This is a genomic window from Methylocaldum sp. MU1018, assembly GCF_053646775.1.
Genome location: NZ_CM132195.1, coordinates 20,146 through 45,298 on the forward strand (window position 1 = coordinate 20,146; position 25,153 = coordinate 45,298).

General features: G+C 63.0%; 23 protein-coding genes and 1 riboswitch. Of the genes, 4 read left to right on the plus strand and 19 right to left on the minus strand.

The features are described from left to right. Positions 1-3 precede the first annotated feature (3 nt). The 4 genes from metF to ACWJKU_RS00115 form a co-directional block, all read right to left on the minus strand. Positions 4-861, minus strand: a complete 858-nt coding sequence (gene metF, locus ACWJKU_RS00100; protein ID WP_454144853.1) for a methylenetetrahydrofolate reductase [NAD(P)H] — start codon at positions 859-861, stop codon at positions 4-6. Positions 862-974: 113 nt separating this feature from the next. Then, positions 975-2,393: an adenosylhomocysteinase gene (ahcY, locus tag ACWJKU_RS00105; protein ID WP_454144855.1), complete on the minus strand. Its 1,419-nt coding sequence runs from the start codon at positions 2,391-2,393 to the stop codon at positions 975-977. A 235-nt stretch (positions 2,394-2,628) separates the two neighbouring features. Continuing rightward, positions 2,629-2,718: riboswitch (S-adenosyl-L-homocysteine riboswitch) on the minus strand. A gap of 36 nt (positions 2,719-2,754) precedes the next feature. Next, positions 2,755-3,924, minus strand: a complete 1,170-nt coding sequence (gene metK / locus ACWJKU_RS00110; protein WP_454144857.1) for a methionine adenosyltransferase — start codon at positions 3,922-3,924, stop codon at positions 2,755-2,757. Positions 3,925-4,043: 119 nt separating this feature from the next. Then, positions 4,044-4,529 carry a hypothetical protein gene (locus ACWJKU_RS00115; protein ID WP_454144859.1) on the minus strand — a complete coding sequence of 162 codons (486 nt, stop codon included), beginning with the start codon at positions 4,527-4,529 and terminating at the stop codon, positions 4,044-4,046. Positions 4,530-4,694: 165 nt separating this feature from the next. On the opposite strand from ACWJKU_RS00115, the gene ppa reads away from it, so the two are divergent. Next, on the plus strand, positions 4,695-5,243 hold the full coding sequence (ppa, locus tag ACWJKU_RS00120) for an inorganic diphosphatase (RefSeq protein WP_454144861.1): 549 nt from the start codon (positions 4,695-4,697) through the stop codon (positions 5,241-5,243). 41 nt (positions 5,244-5,284) lie between these two features. Further along, positions 5,285-6,127: a 23S rRNA (adenine(2030)-N(6))-methyltransferase RlmJ gene (locus ACWJKU_RS00125; RefSeq protein WP_454144863.1), complete on the plus strand. Its 843-nt coding sequence runs from the start codon at positions 5,285-5,287 to the stop codon at positions 6,125-6,127. A 22-nt stretch (positions 6,128-6,149) separates the two neighbouring features. On the opposite strand, the gene hypB is transcribed toward ACWJKU_RS00125, so the two are convergent. The 3 genes from hypB to ACWJKU_RS00140 are packed head-to-tail and all read right to left on the minus strand — an operon-like array spanning position 6,150 to position 8,545. After that, on the minus strand, positions 6,150-6,914 hold the full coding sequence (gene hypB, locus ACWJKU_RS00130) for a hydrogenase nickel incorporation protein HypB (protein WP_454144865.1): 765 nt from the start codon (positions 6,912-6,914) through the stop codon (positions 6,150-6,152). Between the two features lie 30 nt (positions 6,915-6,944). Beyond that, a complete protein-coding gene (gene hypA, locus ACWJKU_RS00135; protein ID WP_454144867.1) occupies positions 6,945-7,286 on the minus strand; it encodes a hydrogenase maturation nickel metallochaperone HypA in 342 nt (113 codons plus the stop codon). Between the two features lie 32 nt (positions 7,287-7,318). Further along, positions 7,319-8,545, minus strand: coding sequence for a PilT/PilU family type 4a pilus ATPase (locus ACWJKU_RS00140; RefSeq protein WP_454144869.1), 1,227 nt, complete (start codon positions 8,543-8,545; stop codon positions 7,319-7,321). A gap of 222 nt (positions 8,546-8,767) precedes the next feature. Here ACWJKU_RS00140 and ACWJKU_RS00145 point away from each other — a divergent pair, with 222 nt between their 5' ends. Further along, positions 8,768-9,220, plus strand: a complete 453-nt coding sequence (locus ACWJKU_RS00145; protein ID WP_454144871.1) for a hypothetical protein — start codon at positions 8,768-8,770, stop codon at positions 9,218-9,220. 17 nt (positions 9,221-9,237) lie between these two features. Here ACWJKU_RS00145 and ACWJKU_RS00150 read toward each other — a convergent pair whose 3' ends face one another. The 9 genes from ACWJKU_RS00150 to ACWJKU_RS00190 all read right to left on the minus strand — a co-directional run bounded on the left by ACWJKU_RS00150 (position 9,238) and on the right by ACWJKU_RS00190 (position 21,794). Continuing rightward, positions 9,238-13,329 carry a chemotaxis protein CheB gene (locus tag ACWJKU_RS00150; protein ID WP_454144873.1) on the minus strand — a complete coding sequence of 1,364 codons (4,092 nt, stop codon included), beginning with the start codon at positions 13,327-13,329 and terminating at the stop codon, positions 9,238-9,240. A 47-nt stretch (positions 13,330-13,376) separates the two neighbouring features. Continuing rightward, positions 13,377-15,137, minus strand: coding sequence for a BatD family protein (locus ACWJKU_RS00155; RefSeq protein ID WP_454144875.1), 1,761 nt, complete (start codon positions 15,135-15,137; stop codon positions 13,377-13,379). Further along, positions 15,134-16,999: a VWA domain-containing protein gene (locus tag ACWJKU_RS00160; protein WP_454144877.1), complete on the minus strand. Its 1,866-nt coding sequence runs from the start codon at positions 16,997-16,999 to the stop codon at positions 15,134-15,136. The genes ACWJKU_RS00155 and ACWJKU_RS00160 overlap by 4 nt, the downstream gene beginning before the upstream one ends. Positions 17,000-17,048: 49 nt before the next feature. Then, positions 17,049-18,029, minus strand: coding sequence for a vWA domain-containing protein (locus tag ACWJKU_RS00165; protein ID WP_454144879.1), 981 nt, complete (start codon positions 18,027-18,029; stop codon positions 17,049-17,051). Further along, complete coding sequence (locus tag ACWJKU_RS00170; RefSeq protein WP_454144881.1) at positions 18,026-18,535, minus strand: DUF4381 domain-containing protein; 510 nt, start codon at positions 18,533-18,535, stop codon at positions 18,026-18,028. The genes ACWJKU_RS00165 and ACWJKU_RS00170 overlap by 4 nt, the downstream gene beginning before the upstream one ends. A gap of 2 nt (positions 18,536-18,537) precedes the next feature. After that, positions 18,538-19,482 carry a DUF58 domain-containing protein gene (locus ACWJKU_RS00175; RefSeq protein ID WP_454144883.1) on the minus strand — a complete coding sequence of 315 codons (945 nt, stop codon included), beginning with the start codon at positions 19,480-19,482 and terminating at the stop codon, positions 18,538-18,540. A 13-nt stretch (positions 19,483-19,495) separates the two neighbouring features. After that, positions 19,496-20,644 carry a radical SAM family heme chaperone HemW gene (gene hemW, locus ACWJKU_RS00180; RefSeq protein ID WP_454148192.1) on the minus strand — a complete coding sequence of 383 codons (1,149 nt, stop codon included), beginning with the start codon at positions 20,642-20,644 and terminating at the stop codon, positions 19,496-19,498. 93 nt (positions 20,645-20,737) lie between these two features. After that, positions 20,738-21,073 (minus strand): hypothetical protein, encoded by a 336-nt coding sequence (locus ACWJKU_RS00185; RefSeq protein WP_454144885.1) that lies wholly within the window; start codon positions 21,071-21,073, stop codon positions 20,738-20,740. A 184-nt stretch (positions 21,074-21,257) separates the two neighbouring features. Continuing rightward, positions 21,258-21,794, minus strand: a complete 537-nt coding sequence (locus ACWJKU_RS00190) for a gluconokinase (protein WP_454144887.1) — start codon at positions 21,792-21,794, stop codon at positions 21,258-21,260. Between the two features lie 117 nt (positions 21,795-21,911). Between ACWJKU_RS00190 and ACWJKU_RS00195 the strand changes: the two genes are divergently transcribed. Continuing rightward, on the plus strand, positions 21,912-22,628 hold the full coding sequence (locus ACWJKU_RS00195) for a tetratricopeptide repeat protein (protein ID WP_454144889.1): 717 nt from the start codon (positions 21,912-21,914) through the stop codon (positions 22,626-22,628). A 61-nt stretch (positions 22,629-22,689) separates the two neighbouring features. On the opposite strand, the gene hypE is transcribed toward ACWJKU_RS00195, so the two are convergent. The 3 genes from hypE to ACWJKU_RS00210 are packed head-to-tail and all read right to left on the minus strand — an operon-like array spanning position 22,690 to position 25,094. Next, positions 22,690-23,745, minus strand: coding sequence for a hydrogenase expression/formation protein HypE (hypE, locus tag ACWJKU_RS00200; RefSeq protein ID WP_454144891.1), 1,056 nt, complete (start codon positions 23,743-23,745; stop codon positions 22,690-22,692). Next, positions 23,735-24,844, minus strand: a complete 1,110-nt coding sequence (hypD, locus tag ACWJKU_RS00205; RefSeq protein WP_454144893.1) for a hydrogenase formation protein HypD — start codon at positions 24,842-24,844, stop codon at positions 23,735-23,737. Before hypD ends, hypE begins: the two co-directional genes overlap by 11 nt. 10 nt (positions 24,845-24,854) lie before the next feature. After that, a complete protein-coding gene (locus ACWJKU_RS00210) occupies positions 24,855-25,094 on the minus strand; it encodes a HypC/HybG/HupF family hydrogenase formation chaperone (RefSeq protein WP_454144895.1) in 240 nt (79 codons plus the stop codon). Positions 25,095-25,153: the final 59 nt, after the last annotated feature.

Below are 25,153 nucleotides of genomic sequence, written 5' to 3' on the forward strand. Positions count from 1 at the left end.
GGCTCAATCCGCCGCAATCCCCAGATTCCGCCAAATCCCCAACACCGCTTCAGCCCGGTTCAGCGTGTAGAAATGCAGTCCGGGCGCGCCCTGTTCCAGCAGCCGGCGGCACAGGTCGGTCACCACGTCCAGCCCGAAGGCGCGGATCGATTTGCGGTCGTCGCCGAATACCTCCAGCCGTTTTCGTATCCAGCGCGGGATGTCCGCTCCGCAGGCGTCGGAAAACCGGGCCAATTGCGTGTAGTTGGATATGGGCATGATGCCGGGCACGATGGGAATGTCGATGCCCATCTTTTCGCAGTCGTCGACAAAGCGGAAATAGGCTTCGGGATTGTAAAAATACTGGGTGATGGCGCTATCGGCGCCGGCTTCGACCTTGCGCTTGAAGGCGCGCAGATCGGCTTCCATGTTGGCGGCCTGGGGGTGCATTTCCGGATAGGCGGCCACTTCGATGTGGAAGTGATCGCCCGTTTCCCGCCGGATGAATTCCACCAGCTCGTTGGCATAACGGAATTCTCCCGGTGACAGCATGCCCGAGGGCATGTCCCCGCGCAGCGCGACGATATGGCGAATGCCCTGATTCTTATAAGCCTCCAAAACTTCCCGCACGCTGGCCTGGGTGGAGGCGATGCAGGAAATGTGCGGAGCCGCCTCGATGCCGGTATTCCGCTGGATTTCGACCACGGTTTCGAAGGTCTTCTCCCGCGTGGTTCCGCCCGCGCCGAACGTCACCGAACAGAATTTCGGCTTGAGCGCCGCCAGTTTCGCCAGAGTGGTACGGAAAGCGTCTTCCGCCTCGTGGTTCTTGGGCGGAAAGAATTCCAGGCTGAAAATTCTCGGATATTTTTTTTGCGATTCCATGGGGGTCATCGTATCTCAGATAGAAGAAATCCTGCACGAGGCAGGATTTCTTCGTGGGGTCCGAACATTGAACGTAGGTTAGCCAATACTACCCTACCCGTAGCCTCGCGGAATCAATACCGGTAATGATCCGGCTTGTACGGCCCGTCCACCGGCACGCCGATGTATGCCGCCTGTTCCGGGGTCAGTTCGGTCAGATGCGCGCCGATCTTCTTGAGATGCAGACGCGCCACTTTTTCGTCCAGATGCTTGGGCAGCACGTAGACCTTGTTTTCGTATTTGTCGCCGTGACAGAACAGCTCGATCTGGGCCAGGGTCTGGTTGGTGAACGAGTTCGACATGACGAAACTCGGATGGCCCGTGGCGCAGCCGAGGTTCACCAGGCGTCCTTCGGCCAGCAGGATGATGCGCTTGCCGTCCGGGAAAATCACGTGGTCGACTTGCGGCTTGATGTTTTCCCAAGTGTACTGCTTCAGGCTCGCGACTTCGATTTCCGAATCGAAATGGCCGATGTTGCAGACGATGGCGTTGTTCTTCATCTTCGCCATGTGATCATGGGTGATGACGCCGACGTTGCCGGTGGCGGTGACGAAGATGTCGCCCTTGCCGCAGGCTTCGTCCATGGTGACCACGCGGTAGCCTTCCATCGCCGCCTGCAAGGCGCAGATCGGATCGATTTCGGTCACCCACACGGTAGCGCCGAGTCCGCGGAAGGCTTGCGCGCAGCCCTTGCCCACGTCGCCGTAGCCGAGCACGACGCAGATCTTGCCGGCGATCATCACGTCGGTGGCGCGCTTGATGCCGTCCACCAGCGATTCGCGGCAGCCGTACAGATTGTCGAACTTGGACTTGGTGACCGAATCGTTGACGTTGATCGCCGGGAACGGCAGGCGGCCTTCCTGTTCCATCAGGTACAGGCGGTGTACGCCGGTGGTGGTTTCCTCGGTGACGCCCTGGATGTTGGCCTGCACCTTCGAGTACCAGCCCGGCTGCGAAGCCAGGCGCTTCTTGATGGCGGCGAACAGCACCTCTTCCTCTTCGCAGGTGGGCTTGTCGAGGAGCGACGGGTCCTTTTCGGCGCGCGAACCCAGCGTGATCAGCAGCGTCGCGTCGCCGCCGTCGTCGAGAATCATGTTCGGCGTGCCGCCGTCATGCCATTCGAAGATGCGGTGAGTGAAGTCCCAGTATTCTTCCAGGGATTCACCCTTGTAGGCGAACACCGGGATGCCGGCGGCGGCGATGCCCGCGGCGGCGTGATCCTGGGTGGAGAAGATGTTGCAGGACGCCCAGCGCACTTCCGCGCCCAGGGCCGCCAAGGTCTCGATCAAGACCGCGGTCTGAATGGTCATGTGCAGACTGCCGGCGACGCGGGCGCCCTTGAGCGGTTGCTGCGCGCGATATTCCTCGCGCACCGCCATCAGACCCGGCATTTCGGTCTCGGCGATGGCGATTTCCTTGCGCCCCCAGTCGGCCAGGGCAATATCGGCGATGCGATAGTCGTTGGATGAATCAGGATTTACGACAGCGTTCATGTTTCATGCTCCTCATCGTGTGAATATCTGCGGATCACAAAGCCGGAGGCTGTCAAAAACGTGGCGAGAGCGTCTCGGGCGAGGGTTCGGTAGGTCCGGCCGGAAGCGGCGAGCGGTGCAAATCCGCCTCGGGCCGGGGAAAATGCGGTACGCCTTTCCCGGTTCCTGTGCTCCGTCCGACCCGCCAAAACGCTTGCGTCTTGTTTCGACAGCCTAAAGGCTTCGACCAGCGGAAACGAACCGAGCGCCGTTGAAAAACCGGTTGTGCCGACTGAGCCTGGCGGCAGCCTGTGCATGGGCCGCCGTCGCAGCGCTCCTCAGTCCGCGCAACGCCGCCTTACCCGGCGGCTGGGTAAAAACATTACAGCGGGGACAAACCGGCCGCCTCGCGCAGCGCGCCGGCCTTGTCGGTCTTCTCCCAGGTGAAGGTGTCTTCGGTGCGGCCGAAGTGACCGTAAGCCGACGTTGGACGATAGATCGGCCGCAAAAGGTCCAACATGCGGATCAGTCCCTTGGGCCGCAGATCGAAATATTCGCGCACCAGTTGCACCAGGCGTTCCTCGGCGATCACGCCGGTGCCGAAGGTGTTGACGCTGATGGAGGTGGGTTCGGCCACCCCGATGGCGTAGGACACCTGGATCTCGCAGCGGTCGGCGAGTCCGGCGGCCACGATGTTCTTGGCCACGTAGCGGCCCACGTACGCCGCCGAGCGGTCCACCTTGGACGGGTCCTTGCCGCTGAATGCGCCGCCGCCGTGGCGCGCCATGCCGCCGTAGGAATCGACGATGATCTTGCGGCCGGTCAATCCGCAGTCGCCGACCGGACCGCCGATGACGAACTTGCCGGTCGGGTTGATGAAATATTGGGTGTCCTTGTGCAGCCACTCTTTCGGAAGCACGTGGAGGATGATTTCGTCCATCACCGCCTCGCGCAGGATTTTCGGATCGATCTCCGGCGAGTGCTGGGTGGACAGAACCACCGCGTCGATGGCGACCGGTTTGTTGTCCTCATAGCGGAAGGTCACTTGGCTCTTGGCGTCGGGACGCAGCCACGGCAAGAATTTCTTCTTTCTCACTTCCGCCTGGCGTTGCACCAGCCGGTGGGCGTAAGTAATCGGAGCCGGCATCAGCACATCGGTTTCGTTGGATGCGTAGCCGAACATCAGACCCTGGTCGCCGGCGCCCTGTTCGTGGTTTTCGGATTCGTCGACGCCCATGGCGATGTCGGGCGATTGCTTGCCGATGGCCGTGAGCACCGCGCAGCTTTCCCAGTCGAAGCCGATCGCGGGGTCGTCGTAGCCGATCTCGCGCACGACCTGGCGCACCAGCGCTTCGGTGTCCACCCAGGCGGAAGTGGTGACTTCGCCCGCCAAAATCACCATTCCGGTTTTGACCAAGGTTTCCACGGCTACTCGGGCCGTGGGATCTTGTCTCAGCATTTCGTCCAGAATTGCATCGGAGACTTGATCGGCGATCTTGTCCGGATGGCCTTCGGAAACGGATTCGGAAGTAAAAATAAAGTTGTTGCTCACGGGACGACCTTCCTCATTGACAGTGATTACGAGCGGGCGCTAAAAGCCCGCCATTATAGGATAACGGGATAGTCCGACCAAAGCTTTTGCGGCGAAAGTCAATGGGAACCGACGCCGTCTCAAACGATCCGGAGAACCGCGTTCAGACCGAGCAGCAGCAAGCCGAACGGAATCGACGCCAAAAGGAGGAGCAAGGAGACGGCGATACCGGCCGTCACGCCTACGGGCCGCCCGGTCCGATCGGAACGGACGGCGAAGCCGTAAAGAGCCGCAAGCATCTGCGCCGCTACCCCTATGACGAAAATCAGAATATAGCGTTCCTCCAGACGAAACGCATGAGCCAGCACGTCGCTCAAGACCGTGAGCATCGCCGGCGCATAAGCGAAAGTGCCCGGTAAAGCCAGGCTGTAAGCGCGGAACGGCGTCAGCCGGATTCCGGCGGTTGTTCGGACCGCGATTCGCAAGGCCGTCATCCAGAGAAGGTTGATCGTCAGGTAAATCAGGATCAGTCTGAAAAAATCGTTTGCCGGGTGCGCGGACGGATAAACGAGAAGATCCACGGAGAGATAGAGCAAGGGATGTGCTTTGAAAAGCAAAGGGTTCACGATTCCGTACCTGAAAATCTGCTATTGTCAGGACGCAGCGCGGCGGACGGCCGATTTCGCCGGGCGCGCGCATCTTGTCCGACCGCGGTTCTTTGCAAGCCGGCGCGTGAGCAAACATTGCTATAATCCCGCGGTTTTACCTCAGCCAAAGGAGTATCCGACCCCATGTCTTTGATGAAAGTCAGTTCCGGCAAGAGCGTTCCGAACGACATCAACGTGATCATCGAAATCCCGGCGTACAGCGATCCGGTGAAATATGAAATCGATAAAGAAACCGGGGCGCTTTTCGTCGACCGCTTCATGGGTACGGCGATGCAGTATCCCTGCAATTACGGTTACGTGCCGCACACTTTGTCGGAAGACGGCGATCCGGTGGACGTTTTGGTGATCGCGCCCTGGAAACTGTTGAGTGGATCGGTGGTTCGCTGCCGGCCGATCGGGTTGCTCAAGATGAGCGACGAAGCCGGCGGCGACTGCAAGATCATCGCGGTTCCGCACGACAAATTGACGCCGCTCTACAGCAAGGTCAGTTCCTTCCGCGACATCCCGGAAAGCCAGCTCGCCCAAATCGCGCACTTCTTCGAACATTATAAGGATCTGGAACCCGGCAAATGGGTCAAGATCGACGGCTGGTACGACGGCGAGGAAGCGAAGCAGGAAATCGCCGACAGCATCGAACGTTACAATTCGGCCAAGAAAAAACCGAACTTTTGATCGGTTCCGACCATTCGTTCCCGCAAAAGGCTTCGTCGCCCATGCTGAGCTACCGCCACGGATTTCACGCCGGCAACCATGCCGATGTTCTCAAGCATCTGGTATTGACTCTGCTGATCCGTTCGCTGCTGCGCAAGGAAAAGCCGTTTTTCTACCTGGACACCCATGCCGCCGCCGGGCGTTACGACCTCGGCTCGGCCATGGCACGCAAGAATCGCGAGTACGAGACCGGCATCGGGCCCTTGTGGAAGGTCGAAGACGCGCCCGAGGCCGTCCGGAATTACCTCGAAGCCGTGCGCGCCCTGAACGGCGGCGGCAAGCTGCGCTTTTATCCCGGCTCGCCGCGCATCGTCCGGCACTTTTTGCGTCCGGGCGATCGGATGGCGCTGTCCGAGCTTCATCCCAACGAAGTGAAAATTCTCGGCGAGGAGTTCGCCGGCGACAAACAAGTCAAGATTCATCATCTCGACGGCTATCAGGCGCTCAAGGCGCTGCTGCCGCCGCCCGAACGGCGCGGCGTGGTGCTGATCGATCCGGCTTTCGAACTCAAGGACGAACGGCGGCGTCTTTTGGATGCCGTGAAGGACGCCCATCGGCGCTGGGCCACGGGGATTTTCGCCGTGTGGTATCCGATCCAGGACCGGGCCGCGGCGGACGATTTTTTGCGCCGGTTCAAAAAGTCCGGCATCCGCAACATATTAGTCGCGGAGTTCGGGATATTGCCGGGCGACGAGCCCTTGCGGCTGAACGGCAGCGGCATGATCGTCATCAATCCGCCCTGGCGCCTGGATCAGCATCTCAACGATCTGTTGCCGTGGCTGTGGGACCGGCTCGCGATCGAAAAGCAGGGCGCCTGGCGGGTGGAGTGGCTGGCTCCGGAGTAGGCCGACGTCGACCGGCGGCGGTTCACTCGATTCGGCTTTGCCCGATGCCCCGAACGATCCATCCGACCCATTCGTCCAGGCCGTCGCCCCGGGTGGCGGACAGCCGGATCGCGCCGATCTCCGGATTCACCTCGCGGGCGTAATCGATACAGCGCGAAACGTCGAAATCGACATACGGCAGCAGGTCGATCTTGTTGATGACCATCAGGTCGGCGGCGCGGAACATGTCCGGATACTTGAGGGACTTGTCGTCGCCCTCGGTGACCGACAGGATGACGACCTTGTGAGCTTCGCCCAGGTCGAACGACGAGGGGCACACCAGATTGCCGACGTTCTCGATGGCGAGCAGGCTGTTCGGCCTTGCCTGCAAGTCCGCCACGGCATGGCCGACGCCGTGAGCATCGAGGTGGCAAGCCTTGCCGGTGTTGATTTGCAGGGCCGGAACGCCTTCCGCGCGGATGCGGTCGGCGTCGCGATGGGTTTGCTGATCGCCTTCTATGACGGCGATCGGAATCCGCTCCTTGAGCGCTCGGATCGTCGCCACCAGCAGCGAGGTCTTGCCGGCGCCGGGGCTGGAAACGAAGTTCAGGGCGAAAATGCCGTTTTGCCGAAAATAGGCTCGATTTTCGGCCGCATAGCGGTTGTTCTTGCCGAGGATGTCCTCCTCGATTCGCAGCCAGCGGGCCTCGGCGCCATGAGCGCGAAGCCCGTGCTCGTGGTGATGATCGTGGCGGTGGTCGTGGGCATGCCCGTGTTCCGGTTGGCCGCAGCCGCATATCGCACACATTGCCGTTCTCCTGGTTTCCGGTCTCTACATTCACTCGACTTCAAGCGCTTCGACGCGCAGTTCGCCGCCGGCGACGACGTCCATCCGATGGCTGCCGCAGAGCCGGCACGGGTCGTAAAGCGTTTCCAGTTCGCTCGTTCCGCCGCAGGATCGGCATGCGCCGCGGCCTCGAGTTTCGACGATATCCAGGCTTGCGCCTTCCGCCGGCGTGCCCTGCATCACCACGTCGAAGCAGAAGCGCAGGGCGTCCGGCTCCACGCAGGACAGCTTGCCGATCTCGATCCGCACCGTCCGAACCCGGCGAAAACCCTGCCGCGCGCGGCTGGCCTCGATGATGTCCCGTATATTGTGCATCAAGGCGAGTTCGTGCATAACCCGTCCGTCTTATTCCCGGTCGAGCCGATTCAATGGGATTCCTCGTCCGCTTCGCTTTCATCGCCGACCGGCTCCAAACTCAGATTCATCGAGCCGGATGGCGATTCGCCGGTTTGAGCGCCGTTAGCGCTTTCGTTGCCTCGATTTTCCGAAGCCTCGGACTCTTCCGTCGACGTTTCTTCGGGAGCCCGCCGTTTGTTTTGGCTCAGGCTGATCTTCAGTCTGACGTTGTTGGCCGAATCGGCGTTGCGGATGGCTTCTTCGGCGGTGATCCGTCCGGCCTGGTACAGTTTCACCAAATGGCTGTCGAAGGTCTGCATCCCTAAACCTTCGGATTTCTCCATGACTTCCTTGATCGCGTGGACTTCGCCCTTGCGGATCAGGTCGCAGACCAGGGGCGTTCCGAGCAGGATTTCGATGGCCGCCGCGCGCTTTCCGTCCACCGTGGGCACCAGGCGCTGCGAAACGAACGCCCTCAGATTGAGGGACAAATCCAGCAGCAGTTGATTCCGGCGTTCTTCGGGGAAGAAATTGATGATCCGGTCGAGCGCCTGGTTCGCGTTGTTGGCGTGCAGGGTCGACAGGCACAAATGGCCGGTCTCCGCGAAATTGATGGCGTATTCCATCGTGTCCTGGGAGCGGATCTCGCCGATCAGGATGACGTCGGGCGCCTGCCGGAGCGTGTTCTTGAGGGCGTCCTCGTAGGTCTGGGTATCGACCCCCACCTCGCGCTGATTCACCAGGCATTTCTTGTGGGGGTGCATGAATTCGATCGGGTCCTCGATGGTGATGATATGTCCGGCGGAGTGGCTGTTGCGATGGTCGATCAGCGCCGCCAGCGAGGTCGATTTGCCGGAACCGGTCGCGCCGACGAACAGGATCAGCCCGCGCTTTTCCATGATGACGCTCTTCAGGACCTCCGGCAGGCCCAGATCGTCCGCCTTCGGAATATTGACCTTGATGTTCCGCACCACCATCGCATGGGCGTTGCGCTGTTTGAAGATGTTCACGCGGAAACGCCCCACGCCTTCTTCGCTGATCGCCAGGTTCATCTCCGGGCGCTGTTCGAAATCCCGGCGCTGGCTTTCGTCCATGACCGAATGGGCGATTTCCTTGATCATCTCGTCGGTCAGCTGGACGCTATCGATCGGCGTAAGCTTCCCCTGGAATTTGGCGGCGGGCGGGGCGCCGGCGGTGAGATAGAGATCGGAGCCGTCCTTGTACACTAGAAGTTTGAGGTAATTCTTGAATTTCATCGACATTCTTATTCGGCTGAAAGGGTGATTCGACGACGGCCGCGCCCCCGGAAATTTCGTTTCGCACGGTCCGGCGCCCGTCATCCCTTCAAGTATAGATACCGAATCTTGCCGAGCGAGAAAGCCGGACGGTCCGGAGGCGCGCCGAAACGATTTGACATATAAATGAGAACGATTATCATTTGAAGCGTATTCATTACGCTTGCTTGCAGGAGCCGTACCGTGGATTTCGTCACTCCGACATCTTTTTCAGAGCAACCCGCCGGTGGCGTGCGACTGCAAATGTCCGCCGTCAAGCTGATCGAACTGTTCGAGAACGGAAATCTGCACGTCGAGGATTTTTGCTGCCTGGATCCGCCTTCGAAAGATCTCGTCAAGCGCCTTTTGTTGGTCAGTCTGAACGCCGGACAGCGCACGTGTCAAAACGCCGAGGAGAGATTCATGATTGCCGAGAGCCGCCTGTGCGCCGATGCGGCGCCGCCCGATTCGTTGCAGGAGACCTTGCGTTTTCTTTTGATGCGATATGCCAGAAGCCCTTCGCCGGCCACGGCCGGGCGCATCGCCGCCTGTCTGGACGGGCTGCTCGCCCATCCTCGGTTCAAAGCGTCGCCCGACGAACGCTGCACGTATCGCCGGATGCGGTCGTATTGGCGCCTGGTCGAGAACCTGGGGTGAGAGGCCCGGGGTTCGGTTCAGCGAATGTCCGCCGGCGCGGCCAATATGCGCGCCAGCTCATCGGGGGCGACCGGCTTGACCAAATGGAAATCCAGGCCGGCCGCTTCCGAGGCGCGGTGGTCGTCTTTCGTGCCATAGCCGCTGATCGCCACCAGCAGCGTTTTTTCCATGCCGGGCAAGCTCCGCAGGCGCCTGGCCAGATCATAGCCGTCCATGCCGGGCAGCCCGATATCCAGCAATACCGCCTCGGGCTTGAAGCTTGCCGCGATATTCAGCGCCGTGGGTCCGTCATAAGCGACTTCGACCGTGTGTCCGGAGGCACCGACGATCAGCGCGCTACTCTCGGCGGCATCGTGATTATCGTCGACGATCAGGATTCGGCGCGGCGACGCGATCGGCTCGGATCGCAGGGCGCTTGTCTTGCGCGGGCCATGTCCGGTTTCGGCTTCCTGCCATAACGGCAGATATACCCAAAACTCGCTTCCGAGGCCGAGTCCACTGCTTCTGGCTTCGACCCGGCCGCGGTGCAGTTCGACCAGCCGGCGCACCAGGGTGAGCCCGATGCCGAGCCCGCCCTCCATGCGGTCCAGGCCTCTGTTCGCCTGCACGAAAAGATCGAAAATACGCGGCAGCGCCTCGGGGCCGATGCCCCGGCCGTCGTCGCAGACCCGCAGCACGGCTTCGTTTCCGACGGCCTGGAGCGTGACTTCGACGTGGCCGCCCGGCGGCGTGTACTTGGCGGCATTGGAGAGCAGGTTCTCGACGATCTGCTCCATGCGGGTGGGGTCCGCATGGATCAGCAGCGGATGGCCGGGCAGATCCAGTGCGAGCTTGTGGCGGCGGGAGTCGATCTGATATCTCACGATCTCCAGCACGTGGACGATCAGCGGCACGAGATCGATCACTTCCTCGCGCAACTCGATCTGGCCCCGCGTGATGCGCGCCACGTCGAGCAGATCGTCCACGATCCGGGTGAACTTGGTGAGCTGCCGGTCCATCATCTCGTGGATCTGCTTGACCGGAACTCTGTCCGGGCTGGCCGTCTGCAGGATGTGAAGCCCGTTGCGGACCGGCGCGAGAGGATTGCGCAATTCGTGCGCGAGCATGGCCAGAAATTCGTCCTTCTGCCGGTCGGCCTCGCGAAGCGATTCCTCGATTTCCTTGCGCCCGGTGATGTCGCGATTGGTTTCGAGCACGAGGGGCGGCTTGCTCCGCTGAAGCATGACCGTGTTGCGGCTGTCGACGATGATCCGCTTTCCGGCGCGGGTGGTATGGACGACCTCGCCGACCCACTGCCGATCCCGGGCGAGTATTCGCTCGAATTCTTCGGAATCGATGCCGCGTTCGGTTTTCAGCAAGGCGTGACTGATCTGTCCTATCGCCTCGGAGCGTTTAAACCCGTACAGTTCCTCCGCTCCCCGGTTCCAATACCGGATTCCGCCGCCGAGTTCCCATATCAGAATGGCTTCGTGGGCCTGGTCGAGAATCTCGCTTCGCTGTCGCAAGGCCGCCTCGATGCCGCGCCGCTCGGTGACGTCCTGAATCGTCAGCAGGATCAGATCGTTCAGATGATCCTCTCCGAGCAGTTTATAGGCGCTCAGGTTCAGGATGCGTTCGCCGGTTTCGGGGCAGGCCAGGATTACCTCGTAGTTCTCGATGGTCCGCCCGCCTTGCGCCACGATTTGGAGCGACTCCCTGATTTCCCGCCGATCCCATAAGCCGTGGCCGGTGTCGTAGAGTCGGTTGTTCTGGACGGCTTCCGGCTTGGTGCGGAACAGGTCGAAATAGGCCCGGTTGGCGCGTTGTACGCGGAGCTCGCGATCGAGCACCACCAGCGCGTCGCGCATGGTGCCCAGAATCGCGTCGCTGAAATCCTGCGCGTTTTTGAGCGTGAGGTTGACCTGGCTCAATTCGTGATTGCGCACTCTCAGTTCTTCGTTCGCCGTGGCCAATTCCTCGTTGGCGGACTGTAATTCTTCCTTGGCGGTTTCGAGCTCTTCGTTCGTGCTCTGGAATTCCTGATGGGCGGACAACAGCTCTTCTTCCAGCGATCGCAGCTTTTCCTGACAGGCGGCGTGGGCCTCGGTGACGGATTGCAGATGGCGCTGGGTGGCGTCGAGCTCTCGCCTCAGCTCCGATAATCCGGATCGCTCTCCGGGCTGCGGCTTGAACGGAGCACTGCGTCGGGCCAGAGTCCGGGAAATGCGCCGCAGCCATTCGCCCGGGCCGCCGATCCGGAACCGGGCCGGCGAATTTTCGAACAATATCAGGAAGAAAGACGTGCCGCCTTCGGCATCGTTGAGCGGCAGCACCTCGAGGTGAATGTAGCGTTCTTCGCCGTCGCTGCTGATGCGGATGTTTTCCCGCCGGGCCGGTTGTCCGTTCGAGCGCGTCTCCTGCACGGCTTCCGACAGCTCGATAAAAAGATAGGTTTGAGTCAGGCTCTTCAGGTTCAAGCTGGCCGCGCCTTGCCGGTGTTCGAGAAAAAGCCCGGTATGGCCGCGAAACTGAAGGACGTTCAGATCGTCGTCGACCAGTACTCCGGCCGGCGCATAGCGCGCCAGCAGGATGTTGTCGGCCTGGCGCTGGGCCGATCCGGAGCTTTGGAGCGGCGCGGCCGTTTCCGCCAACGTCTTCTCGGGCTGAAGTATCCGCTGCTCTTTCCCGCCGAAGTCCAGCAACATTCGTCCGGGAATATTCTTTCTCACGTAAATACTCCAATTTTTATTTAAAGATTCGAACAGATGCGAACCTTGGGGGCCGACGTTTTCGGACGGCCCGAGCGCCAGGAATTTACCCGGATTGAGCGCATAATGAAAGGTCGACATGACCTGCCTCTGCAAGAGAGGATCCAGATAAATCAGGAGATTGCAGCAGCTGATCAGATCCAGTTTGGAGAACGGCGGATCCTGCGCCACGTTGTGTTCGGCAAAGACGCACGATTCCCGGATGGCCGGGATGATTTGATAATGGCTGTCGGTTCGGATGAAGAAACGCCTGAGCCGCGTTTCGGAGATATGGCGTTCGATCGCGTCGGAATAGCGTCCCGCCCTGGCCAGACCGATGGCCCGAGGATTGATGTCGCTGCCGAAAATCTGGATCGGAATGTCGGCCTTGTGTTCGTCCAGAAATTCGAGCAGCGCCATGGCGATGGAATAGGCTTCTTCTCCGGTCGCGCAGCCGGGCACCCAGATGCGGATCGGATCGCCGTTGGAGCGGTCTTGCAGCAGACGCGGAAAGACTTCCGTTTTCAGGCCCCGGAAGGCCTCGGGGTCGCGGAAGAACGCCGTGACCCGGATCAGGAAATCCTGGCACAGCGCCTCGACTTCGGCGGGCTGGGTCTGCAGCAGGACGAGATAATCGGAGGCGTTTCGGATTTTTTTGAGCGTCATTCGGCGCGCGAGCCGCCGTAAAAGGGTTTTGCGCTTGTATTGGCTGAAATCGAGTCCGCAGATATCCAGAATGATGCGGAATATCTGTCTCAAATCCTGTTCGTCGTACAGCGGGAACTCCGGGGCGGCGGCTGCATCGCTCCGCCGGCCCAGGTTTGCGAGTTCCCGGGCGATCTCTTTCGGCGGCAGCACGAAGTCGACGCCGCCGGCGCTGATGGCGTTGCGCGGCATTCCGTCGAACCGGGCGGAGGACGGATCCTCGGCGAAAGTGATTCCGCCTCCGGTTTTGATCGCCTGGAGCCCCTTCGTCCCGTCCGATCCGGTTCCCGACAGCACGATGCCGACGGCTTTTTTTCTCAATTCCCGGGCCAGGGAAAGAAACAGATGGTCGGCCGGGAAATGAGGCGGCGGACGCCCCTCGCGGCTTTGCAGGCGCAGCCGGCCGAGCGAGACGCTGATATCCGCCGTCGGCGGAATGACATAAATGCGGTCCGCTTCCACCCGCATCCCTTCGCCGGCTTCGACGACCGGCAGATTGACGTTCCTGGCGAGAATTTCCACCAGCTTGCTGTCATGATCGGGCGATAAATGCTGGGCGACCAAAAAGGCAAAGCCGGCGCCGGGCTCGACCGCCTGAAAAAGATCCAGCAGCGAATCGAGGCCCCCCGCCGAGGCGCCGATGCCCGCCATGACAGGAATGGTTGTCGTCGGCTTCATGCGATTATCGTTCATGCGTCATGGGGCGGGGCGGTGCCATTTCTCGCCTAAAGCTTGTATAGGGGTTCCAAACCGACGGCTACGGCGGGTTCGCCCGCCTCGTCGTCCGTCGCCGCGTAAGACCGAAAAGCCGTCCACAGGGCCTGACCCTGCCAATCCGCCTCCGGACTCCGATAAAGCGATCGGTTGAGCCGTTCGATTTCACGCCCCAGTTCGCCGCTGCAACGGCGCTCCAACTCGTTCAATCCCGCCGGGCAGACCGACGGCCAACGACGGCCCGCCCAATCCAGCAGGGCCTGGCGCGCTCCGACGGCGTCGTTCTTCAGGCAGGCCGTTTTCAGCGCGTCCGCAGCGCGGCGTTTCGCCCCGGAATCGTCCGACGCCCGCGGGACCGGCGCCGGCGCTTGCCGACGGTTCCGGCTGAACCACCACGCCGCCGCCGTTCCGAGCCAACCCAGCCCGAACAGGAGAGCCAGCCAGAACCATATCCCGGCTGCGGATTGCGGATCGCGCGGCGGCGGGGATTCCGGCCGCGCCGCCGCGGCGCGCGGCTCCGGGCCGGGTGCGGGCGGGGCGGTTTCCGGCGCATCGGCGCCCGGCAGCACGGTCAGCGTGCGCTCGGGCAGCCGGGCGACCTCCATCCGCTCGGTCCGGGTGTTCCACCAGGGAATTTCCACCGGCGGGAGCCGGTAGGTTCCCGAATGTGCCGGAATCAGCGCGATTTTTTCCTGACGGGCGCTGGCCAGGCCGTTGGCCAGTTTTTCTTCATTCAACAGCGGCTGGTCGGGGTAGCGCTTGATGTCCCCGGCGGGCGGCGATGTCTGCGGCGCCAGTTCGGGCAGCAGCCCCACCGTCGCACCGTCGGCCCGCACCGTGAGGGTCCGGGTGATGGGTTCGCCCGCGCCGGTTTGCGGGACGTTCTGCGACCACGAATCCTCGATTTCCAGGCGTTCCGCCGGCAGCCAGTGTTTGCCGGAAAAGGCCGCCGGAATCGGCCGGACGTTCAGTTCGACCGGGTCGGAGCGCACCCGCAGGATGCGGGTCGATTGATTGAAAAACGAGTTGAAGATGGACCGGCCGCCCATCACGACCCGGGCTTCGAGCGTCAGGGGTTCCAGGCGGAGAGGGCCGCTCTTCTGCGGGAAAATCGCGTATTTCCGTTCTATCGCCCGGTATTCGAGGCCGTTGCGCTGGGTTCTGAATTCGCGGTTTTTGCCGAGGTCCTGAATCAGGACGTTGTCGGCCGAGGGCTCGCTCAGGTCCGCGCCGCTGAAATGGACGCGGCTCAGTACCCTGACCGTATAAATTGCCTGAGCCTGCACATAGGGATTCTTGGGCTCGACCTCGACTTCGAGAACGAGATCCTCGCCGGCGCCGGCCGGCGCCGAGGGCGCGGATCCGATCGCCTGGAGAACCAGGGGGGCGGAGCGATCGGAACCGAAGGCGATGGGCGGCACGGTCAGCGCGCCTTCCCGTTTCGCCATGACCGTCACCTGCCATTCAGTCCGTTTGCTGAGGTGGCCGTTGACGATCGCGATCTGGCTGCTTTTCGCCTGGCCGAGGACGTTGAAATCTCGTTCCAGCGGCGTGAAATCCGGGTCGTCGTCCGGCGTTTTTTCCGCCGAGAACAGCAGCGTGAAGGATTCGTTCAGCGGCACCGGATTGCGGTCGGCGCTCACCTCGATCGTTGCGGCCGACGCGATCCCCGCATAAAGCAGCAGGATCGGCGGCCACAGGCGAAACGCCCGAAGCAGCGCCTCGAATCTCGGGCCAAGAGAACAGGGGTACGACAAAAAGGTTTCGTTCATGGGTTCGACTCCTCGTCCTGAGTTCGTTGCCGCTGACGGTATTGATAATAAAACTTGCGTTTCAGCAGGCCGCCGGGATCGTCGGGGATGCGCCGCAGCCATTGCTCCTCGGCTCGCCGGGTTTCGTCGCTCTTGCCGGTTTCGGGGGCAGCGACGGCCGCGTCCCGCCGGCCGTTTTGATCCGCCGGCCGAGCCTGCGCTTGGCCTTCGCCCGGTTCCGGTTCGGAGGCATTCTCGGGCTTTTTTTCGCCTTCCGCATCCGGCCGGTCCTGCGTCTCGTCGTCCGATCCGGAGGCGGCGTCGGCGCTTTCGGGCTGGCTGGTTTCGCCGTCCGAGCCGTCGTTCTGCGGCTGGGCGTTCCGTTCCTGGCCCGCTTGCTCGCGCGAATCGCTGCCTTCGTTTTTCCGGCCCCGGTCGCCCGATTGCCCCTGTGACGATTGCGGGGAGTCGGATTCCGAGCCCGAATTCTTCTGTTCTTTTTCCTGCTGTTCTTGCTTCTGCCGCTCCTGGGCCTTTTCAACGAGTTCCTTGTTGTAGTGGGCGTCCGCGTGCTCGGGGTCCAGTTCCAGCGCCTTCCGGTAAGCGTCTATGGCTTCGCGGTAACGGCCTTGGCGCGCCAGGGCATTGCCGCGATTGTAGTGGTCGTCCGCCGAAACCGGCGTCTCCAGGATTTTGGCCGCCGCCTCGTAGTGCCCGGCCTTGTATTCGGCGGCCGCTTTCCACTCGGGGTTTTCGAACTTTTTCGCCGCTTCGTCGTAATTTTCGGCTTGAAAGGCTTGCCGGGCCTGCTGGTCGGGCGTCCGCCACAGGTTTTGCCAGTCCAGCGCCCAAGCGTCGTTCGGAACCGGGACGGCCAGGATCAGCAGCCAGGCGCCCAGCCAGCCGCGCCGGAACGACAGGGCCGCCAGCGGCAGAAGGGCGAGCAGCAGCCATACGCCGTGTTCCCGCCACTGATCCACGTTCAGGGTTTGGTCGTTCTGCGTATCGGCCGCGGCATGGCTTTCGAAAAATCCCAGCAGCGCGTCGAGATCGTCCGGCGCGGCGGTGAGCGGCCGGTAAATGCCGCCTCCGGTCTGGGCCAGCTTCCGTAGCGCGCCGGTATTGAGCCGCGGAACCACGATGCCGCCTTTTTCGTCCTTCAGGAATCCGCCTTCGGGCAAGGGCACCGGCGCGCCTTCCTCGGTGCCGACTCCCAGCACCGAGATGCGGTAGCCGTCGGCCTTCAGCCGACGCGCCTTGTCCTCGGCCTCGGCCGCCCGCTCCCCGGCGGTGACCAGCAGGATGTCGCCGGATTTCACGCCGGCCTGCTTCAGGAGGCGGGCGGCGGAGTCCAGGACCAGATCGATGCGCGCTCCCTGCACCGGCATCAAGCCGGTGTCGAGCGCAGAAAGCTGTGCGGCGATGGTGGCGGAATCGTCGGTCAGCGGCGTGACCGGAAAGGCATCGCCGGCGTAGACGACCAGAGCGGTCTGGCCGTCCTTGCGCGCCCTCAGAATGTCGGCAATCTTGTAACGGGCGCGTTCCAGGCGGTTCGGCTTGAGATCGGCGGCATTCATGGCCGACGAGAGATCGAGCGCGATGACCAGGGCGGCGATGTTGCGGAACGCCGGCGCCGGCAGTCGTTCCCATGCCGGTCCGGCCAGGGCCAGGATGGCGACGACGCCGCCCAGGGCGGCGATGAGCAGCGGATGCCGGCCGGCGCGGCCGTCCCCGCCGACGAGCACGTGCGGCAGCAGCGCGTCGTCGCAAATCTCCTGCCAGTCCGCGCCGTTCCGGCGCCGCCGGTACAGCCCCCAGAGGAGCGCCGCGAGCGGAACGAGCGCCATAAGCCACCAGGGTCTCAAGAAATGAAAATCGGTCATGGGCAATGGTTGTCGCAGATCGAGGGTTCGGGGACGTTGTCACGGCTTCTCATTCGCGCAGCCTGACTATGGCCAGCACGCCCGCCAGCAACAGCGAGGCCGCCAGCGGCCAGGGATAGAGCTCGGTCCGCGGGCGGTAAAAGCGCTTGGCCCGTTCCACCGGCTCCAACTCGTCCAGCAGCGCGTAGATCTGTTCCAGTTCGTTGGTGTCCCGTGCGCGGAAATAGCGGCCGCCGGTCTTTTCGGCGATGCTGTTCATGGTTTCTTCGTCGAGATCCTTGGACGGATTCACGCGGCGCGTGCCGAAAATATCGCTGACGACCATCTGGTCGGCGCCGACGCCTATGGTATAGATCTTGAGCTTCTCGCGCGCCGCCAATTCGGCCGCCTGCATGGGCGAGACCGCGCCGGCGGTGTTGGCTCCGTCGCTGAGCAGGATCAGCACCCGCTGTTCGGCGGGATTGTCCCTCAGCCGCTTGGCGGCGAGGCCGATCGCGTCGCCGATCGCGGTCTTGTCGCCGGCGAGGCCGATCGCGGCCTCGTCCAGCAAAATGTGCACCGTGGTGCGGTCGAAGGTCAGCGGGGCTTGCAGATAGGCTTTTTCGCCGAACAGGATCAGGCCGATGCGATCGCCCACGCGCCGCTCGATGAACTGGCCGGCTACCCATTGCGTCGCGGTGAGGCGGTCTACGGCGCGGCCTTCGAGAAAGAAATCCTCGATTTCCATGCTGCCGGAAAGATCCACCGCCAGCATCAGATCGCGTCCGCTCACGGACTGTTCGAGGGGTTCGCCGAGCCACTGCGGCCGGGCCGCGGCGGCGACCAGCAACGTCCAGCCGGTCAGGGCGATCCAGAGCGCGTAAGGCTTGACCCGGACGGCGCCCTGGCCGGACGGGAGACCTTCGAATTCTTCGAGAAACGGCGTCCGCAGCGCCGCGCGGCCCGGCTCCGGCGCCGCCGGCAGCCAGCGGCGGATCAGCCAGGGCAAGGGTAAAGCGAGAAAAACCCAGATCCAGGCGAATTCGATCATGATTGTTTCGGCGCTCCGCTAACGGCGGTTTTTTTTCGGGGCGGGACGACGGTCCGGGGCAGGGCTTTCAGCCAGTCGCGACACAGCGCCGCCAGGCTGTCCATGTCCGCTTCGCCCATCGGTCGGTACGGCGTGTCGAGCAGCACCCGGCCGGCGCCTTGCGAGAAGCGCGGACGCCCGAGCGGCCGGTCGAGCCATTCCAGCCAGGCTTCGCCGGTAAGCCCCGCCACGTCTTCCCGGGGATAGGCGCTCAGGCTGGCCCGCCGCAGCAGAGCGGACAGCCTTTTCAGTTTTTCGGTCGTCGCCAGCGTCGGGTCCGCGTGCAGCGCGTTCAATTCCCGCAAGGCGAGCTTCGCCACGGTGCTTTGCCGCCAGCGGCGAATTGCCCATGCCGCGGCGGCGATCAGCAGAAGGCTTGCGGCCAGGACGATCCACCAGCCGATGGCGGGCGGCCACCAGCCTATCGGGTCGGGCAGATGAATGTCGCGTAACGGCAGGGTTTCCATGATCAGGCGCGAAGAAAGGTTGGACGGCGGCTTTGCTGCAGCACGAGAAAAGGCTCGTCCGTGGTCCGGCAGGGGACGAGGCGCACGCCGTGCCGGCGGGCCAGTTCGCGCAGGCGTTCCTCCCGGGCTTGGAAAGAGCGTTCGTAGGCGTCGACGGTTCGCGCATCGGCATTCAGCACGACATCGCGGCGGCCGTCGCTGAACCGGCGAGAACCCGTGGGCAGGCGTTGTTCCAAGGGATCGAAGATGAACACCAGCACCAGGTCGCAATGGCGGGACAGCCGGCTTAGGCTGGCTTCGCCGGCCGCGGTCAACTGCCGGAAATCGCTGAACACGAACACTAGGCTGCCCGGACGGGCGTGGCGCGGCAAGCGCATCAGGGCGTCTTGCAGGGCGGCGTCCGGTGCGCCCGCGGTTTGGGGATTCGCCTGGTCGACCAGCGTTTTGAGCAGTCTCAACACCGAGCGGTGGCCGTGCTCCGGCTTGAGTTCGACGCTTTCGGCCTCGGAGAAAATTTGTCCGCCGATGCGATCGCCGTGGCGGCGGGCGCTCCAGGCGATGAGCGCGGCGAGCCGGGCGGCCATGACCGATTTGAACATGCCCCGGGTCGCGAAAAACATCGAGGAGCGGTAATCCACCGTCAGGAATACCGGGCGTTCCCGCTCTTCGCGGAAAAGCTTGGTATGCGGCTTGCCGGTGCGCGCCGTGACGCGCCAATCCAGATTGCGCGCATCGTCGCCCTGGGTGTAGGGCCGCGTTTCGTCGAATTCCATGCCGCGCCCCTTGAAGGCCGAGAGATATTGGCCGCTCTGCAAGGCGCGCGCGGTCGGCCGGGCCAGCGCGAGTCCGGCCGCGGGCTGGCTGAGGCGGATCAGATCTTCGAGCGTCGGCCGGACCAGCGAGGCGTTCGGGTCGGCGGCGGGCGTTGGGGAAAATGAAGCGGGCATAAGGCTGATCGGGTTATTTCAGAAAACGCTGCAACACATTGTCCAGAAAGTTCCAGCCGGCGTCGGTGCAGCGAACGGCGCCGTCGCGCCGCTCCAGCAGTTCGGCGGCGATGCAGCCGGACAGTTCCGGTTCGAGCGCATCCAGGGATGATCCGGTGCGTTCGCCGAACACCGCTTCGGCGAAGCCTTCGCGGAGGCGCAGATGGTTCATCAGGAATTCGAACGGCAAATCGTCCCGCGGGACCACGGCTTGTCCGCCCTGCCGGTCCGGTCGGCCGGCGAACTCGAGATAATGCTGCGGGTGCTTGATTTTCCAGGTCCGGGTTACGGTTCGTTCGGCCGCGTCGGTGATCTTGCCGTGAGCGCCTGCGCCTATCCCCAGATAATCCCCGAAGCGCCAGTAATTGAGGTTGTGCCGACAGCGGAAATCCTCGCGGGCGTAGGCGGACACCTCGTACTGGCGATAGCCGTGCTCCGCCAGGAGCGCCTGGCAGCTTTGCTGGATGGTCCAGATGCGGTCGTCTTCCGGCAGGCGCGGCGGATATTTGTGGAACACGGTGTTGGGTTCCAGGGTGAGCTGATAGAACGAGATATGGGTCGGGTTCAGGCCGATCGCGGTTCGAACGTCGGTCAGCGCGTCGTCGACCGTCTGGTCCGGCAGGCCGAACATCAGGTCCAGGTTGAAGTTCCCGAACCCCGCCGCGCGGGCGGCTTCGGCGGCGCGCCGCGCCTCGCGGCTGCCGTGGATGCGGCCCAGTTTTTTCAGATGCGCGTCGTGAAAGCTCTGGACGCCGATCGACAGGCGGTTTACGCCGGCCTCGCGAAAGCCCTCGAACTTGCCGATTTCGACGGTCCCGGGATTGGCTTCCATCGTGATTTCGGCATCGGCCGCCACGTCGATCCGCGACCGAATCCCCTGTAAAAGCGCTTGAATCGCGGCCGGGCCGAACAGACTCGGGGTGCCGCCGCCGATGAATATCGTCTCTACCCGGCGTCCCGCGACCGACGTTGCCTGCCGTTCGAGATCGGCGAGCAGCGCCGCCACGTATTCGCGCTCGGGCAGCGCATCGTCCGCCGCATGCGAGTTGAAGTCGCAATACGGGCATTTTCGCACGCACCAGGGCAGGTGGATGTAAAGGCTGAGCGGGGGAGGGATGAGCATGGTCAAGCGGGTATTTTACCCCGGGATACGAATGATCGGTTGTGAAAGCGACGACGGTCGGCATCCCGAATTTGGAGTGCCGACCGTCCGAAATCAAGGGTACAGCGCGTAATAGGCCAGAATTCCGTAGCACGTCGCCGCGATTCCGCCGTGCAGCAGAATCAAGGCTCTGGGTTGAATGCCCTTGGCCCGTTTAAACGAGATGTACAGTCCGGCGGCGATGATGACGAGCGCCAGGCCGACGACGAGGTAGAGATGGGCGTTGCCTTGCAATGCGGCCATGATCACCAGAGTCGACCCCAGCAGCGCCAGGCCGCCGTGCGTCAACGCGAACGACCGGGCGCTGCCGCGCCCCTTGAAGGCGTCGATGCCCATACCTGCCCCCATGACCGCCACCAAGGTAAAAATCGCAACGGACAACATCAGCATAATCTTCTCCCTGATAATCAGATGATGGACAAGGCTCCGATTGTAGGTAGAGGCGGTATGAACGGCAACCTGCGCCGGCCGTTGAAAATACTTAGGGACGCTGCGATGAAGTCCGTCGACAGGCCTATCCTGAGCCGGGTCGAAGGACTCAGGACGAACGGAATCAGCTTGTTCGGAGCTTCCCCTAAGTATTTCGCGGAAGGCCGCCGAGCCGGTCTTCGAGACGACGGACGAGGGTCTCCGCGATGGCATCCGGCGATTCGCGGATATCGACCGCGATGGCGTCGGCGGGTTCCTCGATCGCCGCGAATTGGCTGGGAAGCAGGTCCGCCGTCATGAAATGCCCGCGCCGGCGCGCGAGCCGGTCGCGAATCAGCCCGAACGAACCTTTCAGATACACGAAAACCACTTCGCGGTGTCCGCGCGCAAGGCGCTTCCGATATGTCTGCCGGAGCGCGGAGCAGGCGATGACGGCGGATTGTCCCGCGGCTATCGACGTTTCGATCAGCTCGGCGAGCCGGTCGAGCCAGGGTTCCCGATCTGCATCGGTCAAAGGCTGACGGCGCGCCATTTTCGCGATGTTCGTCTCGGGGTGGAAGTCGTCCCCGTCGAAGAACGGCCAGCGGAGGCGTTCGGCCAACCGTTTTCCGACGGTCGATTTTCCGGAGCCCGAGACTCCGAGGAGGACCACGATGGCGCCCGGCCGTTGCGCGGATTTCACGATCGGGTCACTCCGTAAATCGTCCGCGTGCGGACGCCGCCGATTCGGCATACCTCATACATGATACGATCAGATTTTTGCCGTTTGTTTTTAATGATGGAATTTGCCGGAATTTTCATGTTGTTCATCCAGATCGGATTCGCCGTCCATGCGATCCGCCGCGGCCAGTCGCTCTTCTGGGTGTTCCTGATCATCTTTCTGCCGTTGCTCGGCTGCATTCTCTATTCGGTGATGGTGCTGCTCCCGGAAGTCATCCAGAGCCGCGCCGCCCGGCGCGGTTCGAAGACCTTGCTGAAGGCGCTCGATCCCCAAAAGGAACTGCGAAAGCGTCGCGAAGCGCTGGAAATGTCGGACACCATCGGCAACCGGAGCGCGCTGGCGCAGGAATACCTCAGACACGGCATGATCGAGGATGCCATCGCGCTTTACGAGCGCTCCCTCAGCGGGATGTACCGCACCGATCCCAATCTCCTGCTCGGCCTGGCCACGGCGCTGGTCGAGGCGAAAAATTTCGAACGGGCGCGGGAAACGCTCGAAACCCTGTTCGAGGCCAATCCGGATTTCGAAAACCAGGACGCGCACCTGCTTTACGCCCGCGCCCTCGAAGCGCTCGGCGAAACGGCCCGCGCCCTGGACGAATACCGGGCGCTGGCCGGATATTCCGCGGGCGCCGAGGTCAAATGCCGCCATGCCCTGCTGCTGAAGCGCACCGGACAAACGGCGGAGGCGCGGGCCTTGTTCGAAGAGATTCTCAAGGACGCCAGAGGCGCATCGAGACACAGCTACCGGCTCAACAAGGAATGGGTAGATATCGCCAAGCGGGAAGTGTCGTAGAGCCGTAGGATGCGGTGACGAAGGAACCGCATCGTTGGCGATCCCGGTCGCGGTTCGAAACCTAACAAATCCTCGGCAACTGCTCGCCGCTCGGAAGATCGAGCACGCGCCGGGTGCCCAAGGCTGTGGTTAGGGTAACGATGCCGTTCGAAGGCTCTCCAACCCGTCCGATCAGGGCCGCGTTTTCGCCGAGCGGATGGCGTTTCAGGGTCTCGATGGCGCGGGCGGTTTGCTGTTGGGGCACGAAGGCAATGAAGCGGCCCTCGTTGGCGACATAGAGCGGATCGAAGCCGAGCATCTCGCAGGCGCCGCGCACGTCCTCCCGCACCGGGATCGCGGTTTCCGAAATTTCGAGGGCGATCTTCGCCGTCTGCGCGATCTCGACCAGCGCGCCGGCCAGCCCGCCGCGGGTAAGGTCGCGGAGGCAGCGAGGCTCGATGCCGGCGGCCAGCAAATCGCGCACCAGTCCCGACAGATCGGCGCAATCGCTTTCGATGGCGCTTTCGAAGGCCAGTCCCTCGCGCTCCGCCATGATGGCGATGCCGTGCCGTCCGATGTCGCCGCTGAGCAGCACGGCATCGCCGGACCGTACGGAAGCGGGCGCGATACGCAGCCGATGCTCGATCGAGCCGATGCCCGCCGTGTTCACGTAAAGCCCGTCGCCCTTGCCCCGGTCCACCACCTTGGTGTCGCCGGTCACGATCAGGACGCCCGCCGCCCCGGCCGTTTCGGCCAAGGCGTGCAGCACGCGCTGCAAATCGGCGATGGGCAGTCCCTCCTCGACGATCAGCGAAACGCTGAGAAACAAAGGCTTCGCCCCGGCCATCGCCAGATCGTTGAGGGTGCCGCAGACCGCCAGCTTGCCGATGTCGCCGCCGGGGAAGAACAAGGGTTTGACCACGTAGGCGTCGGTGGTGAAGGCGAAGCGGCTGCCGCCCAGTTCGAAGACCGCGCTATCGTGGCGTTCGGCGAGATAAGGGTTGGCGAACGCGGGCTGCACCAGCTTTTCCAGGAGCTGCTGCATCAGCCGTCCGCCTCCGCCGTGAGCCATGACGATGCGATCGTACTGGCCGATCGGCGCGGGGCAGGCGAGTTCGGGCTTCAGTTTATCGCTCATCGGTTTCCGCCGGCGACGAGGAACGGTAGCGGTAATACGCCGCGCAGGCGCCTTCCGAGGACACCATGGTCGCGCCCAGGGGATGCTCCGGCGTGCAGCGGGTGCCGAACGCGGGACACGCGGTGGGCTTGAGGACGCCTTGCAGCACCGAGCCGCTCGAGCATTCGGCGGGCTCGGTCACCCGGATGGTCTGAACCGCGAAACGGTTTTCCGCATCGAGAAAGGCGTATTCGTCGTTCAGCGCCAGTCCGCTCTGCGGAATCCATTCGAGCCCGCGCCACGGCCGGTCGACTGTCCGGAATATCCGGCGCATCAAATCCCGAGCCGCCGGATTGCCTTCCTTCCGTACCGAGCGCCGGTATTCGTTCTCGACCTCGAAGCGTCCTTCCTCCAGTTGTCTCACGCAGCGATAGATGCCGCTCAGGACATCGACCGGCTCGAACCCGGTGACGACGATGGGGACCCGGAAGCGATCGGCGATCGGCTCGTATTCGGCATGACCCATGACCGTGCAGACGTGGCCCGCCGCGAGAAAGCCCTGAATCTGGCAACCCGGGGCGGCGAGAATGGTTTCCATCGCCGGCGGTACCCGCACGTGGGAGACCAGCAGGGAAAAGTTGTCCAGCCCGGTTTGGGCGGCTTGAAACGCCGCCATGGCCGTGGCGGGCGCCGTGGTTTCGAAGCCCACCGCGAAAAACACCACCTGCCGGTCCGGGTTCCGGCGGGCGATGTCGAGCGCGTCCAGCGGCGAATAGACGGCGCGCACGTCGCCGCCCGCCGCTTTCACCGAAAGCAGATCCTGCCGCGAACCGGGCACGCGCAGCATGTCGCCGAAGGAGCAAAAGACGACTTCGGCGCGGCCGGCGATGGCGATGGCCTTGTCGATGCTTTCCAGCGGGGTGACGCACACCGGGCAGCCGGGGCCGTGGATCAGTTCGATGCGTTCGGGAAGCAGCCGGTCGATGCCGTATTTCAGGATGCTGTGGGTTTGCCCGCCGCAGATTTCCATGAGGGTCCACGGCCGGGTGGCCGTCGCCGCGATGGCTTCGGCCAGCGTGTGGGCGGTTTCCGGCGCGCGGTATTCGTCGAGATATTTCATGCGCCGGAGCTCAGCCGTTCTCGATCGAGGCGAGAGCGGCGCACGCCGCCAGCGCGGCCTCCGCTTCCGCTTCGTCCAGCCGCGAGATGGCAAAGCCGGCGTGGACGATGACGTAATCGCCGACGGCGGCGTCCGGCGTGAACGCCAGGCTGATTTCCTTGACCACGCCGCCGAAGCTGACCCGCCCGGTGCGTTCGAGCGGCGGCGCTTCCGACAGGCTGACGATCTGACCGGGCACGGCTAGGCACATGGTTCAATCCGAATGGCTTGGGTCGGCGAAGGCCGACGTGGTTCGACAGTATGGTGTCC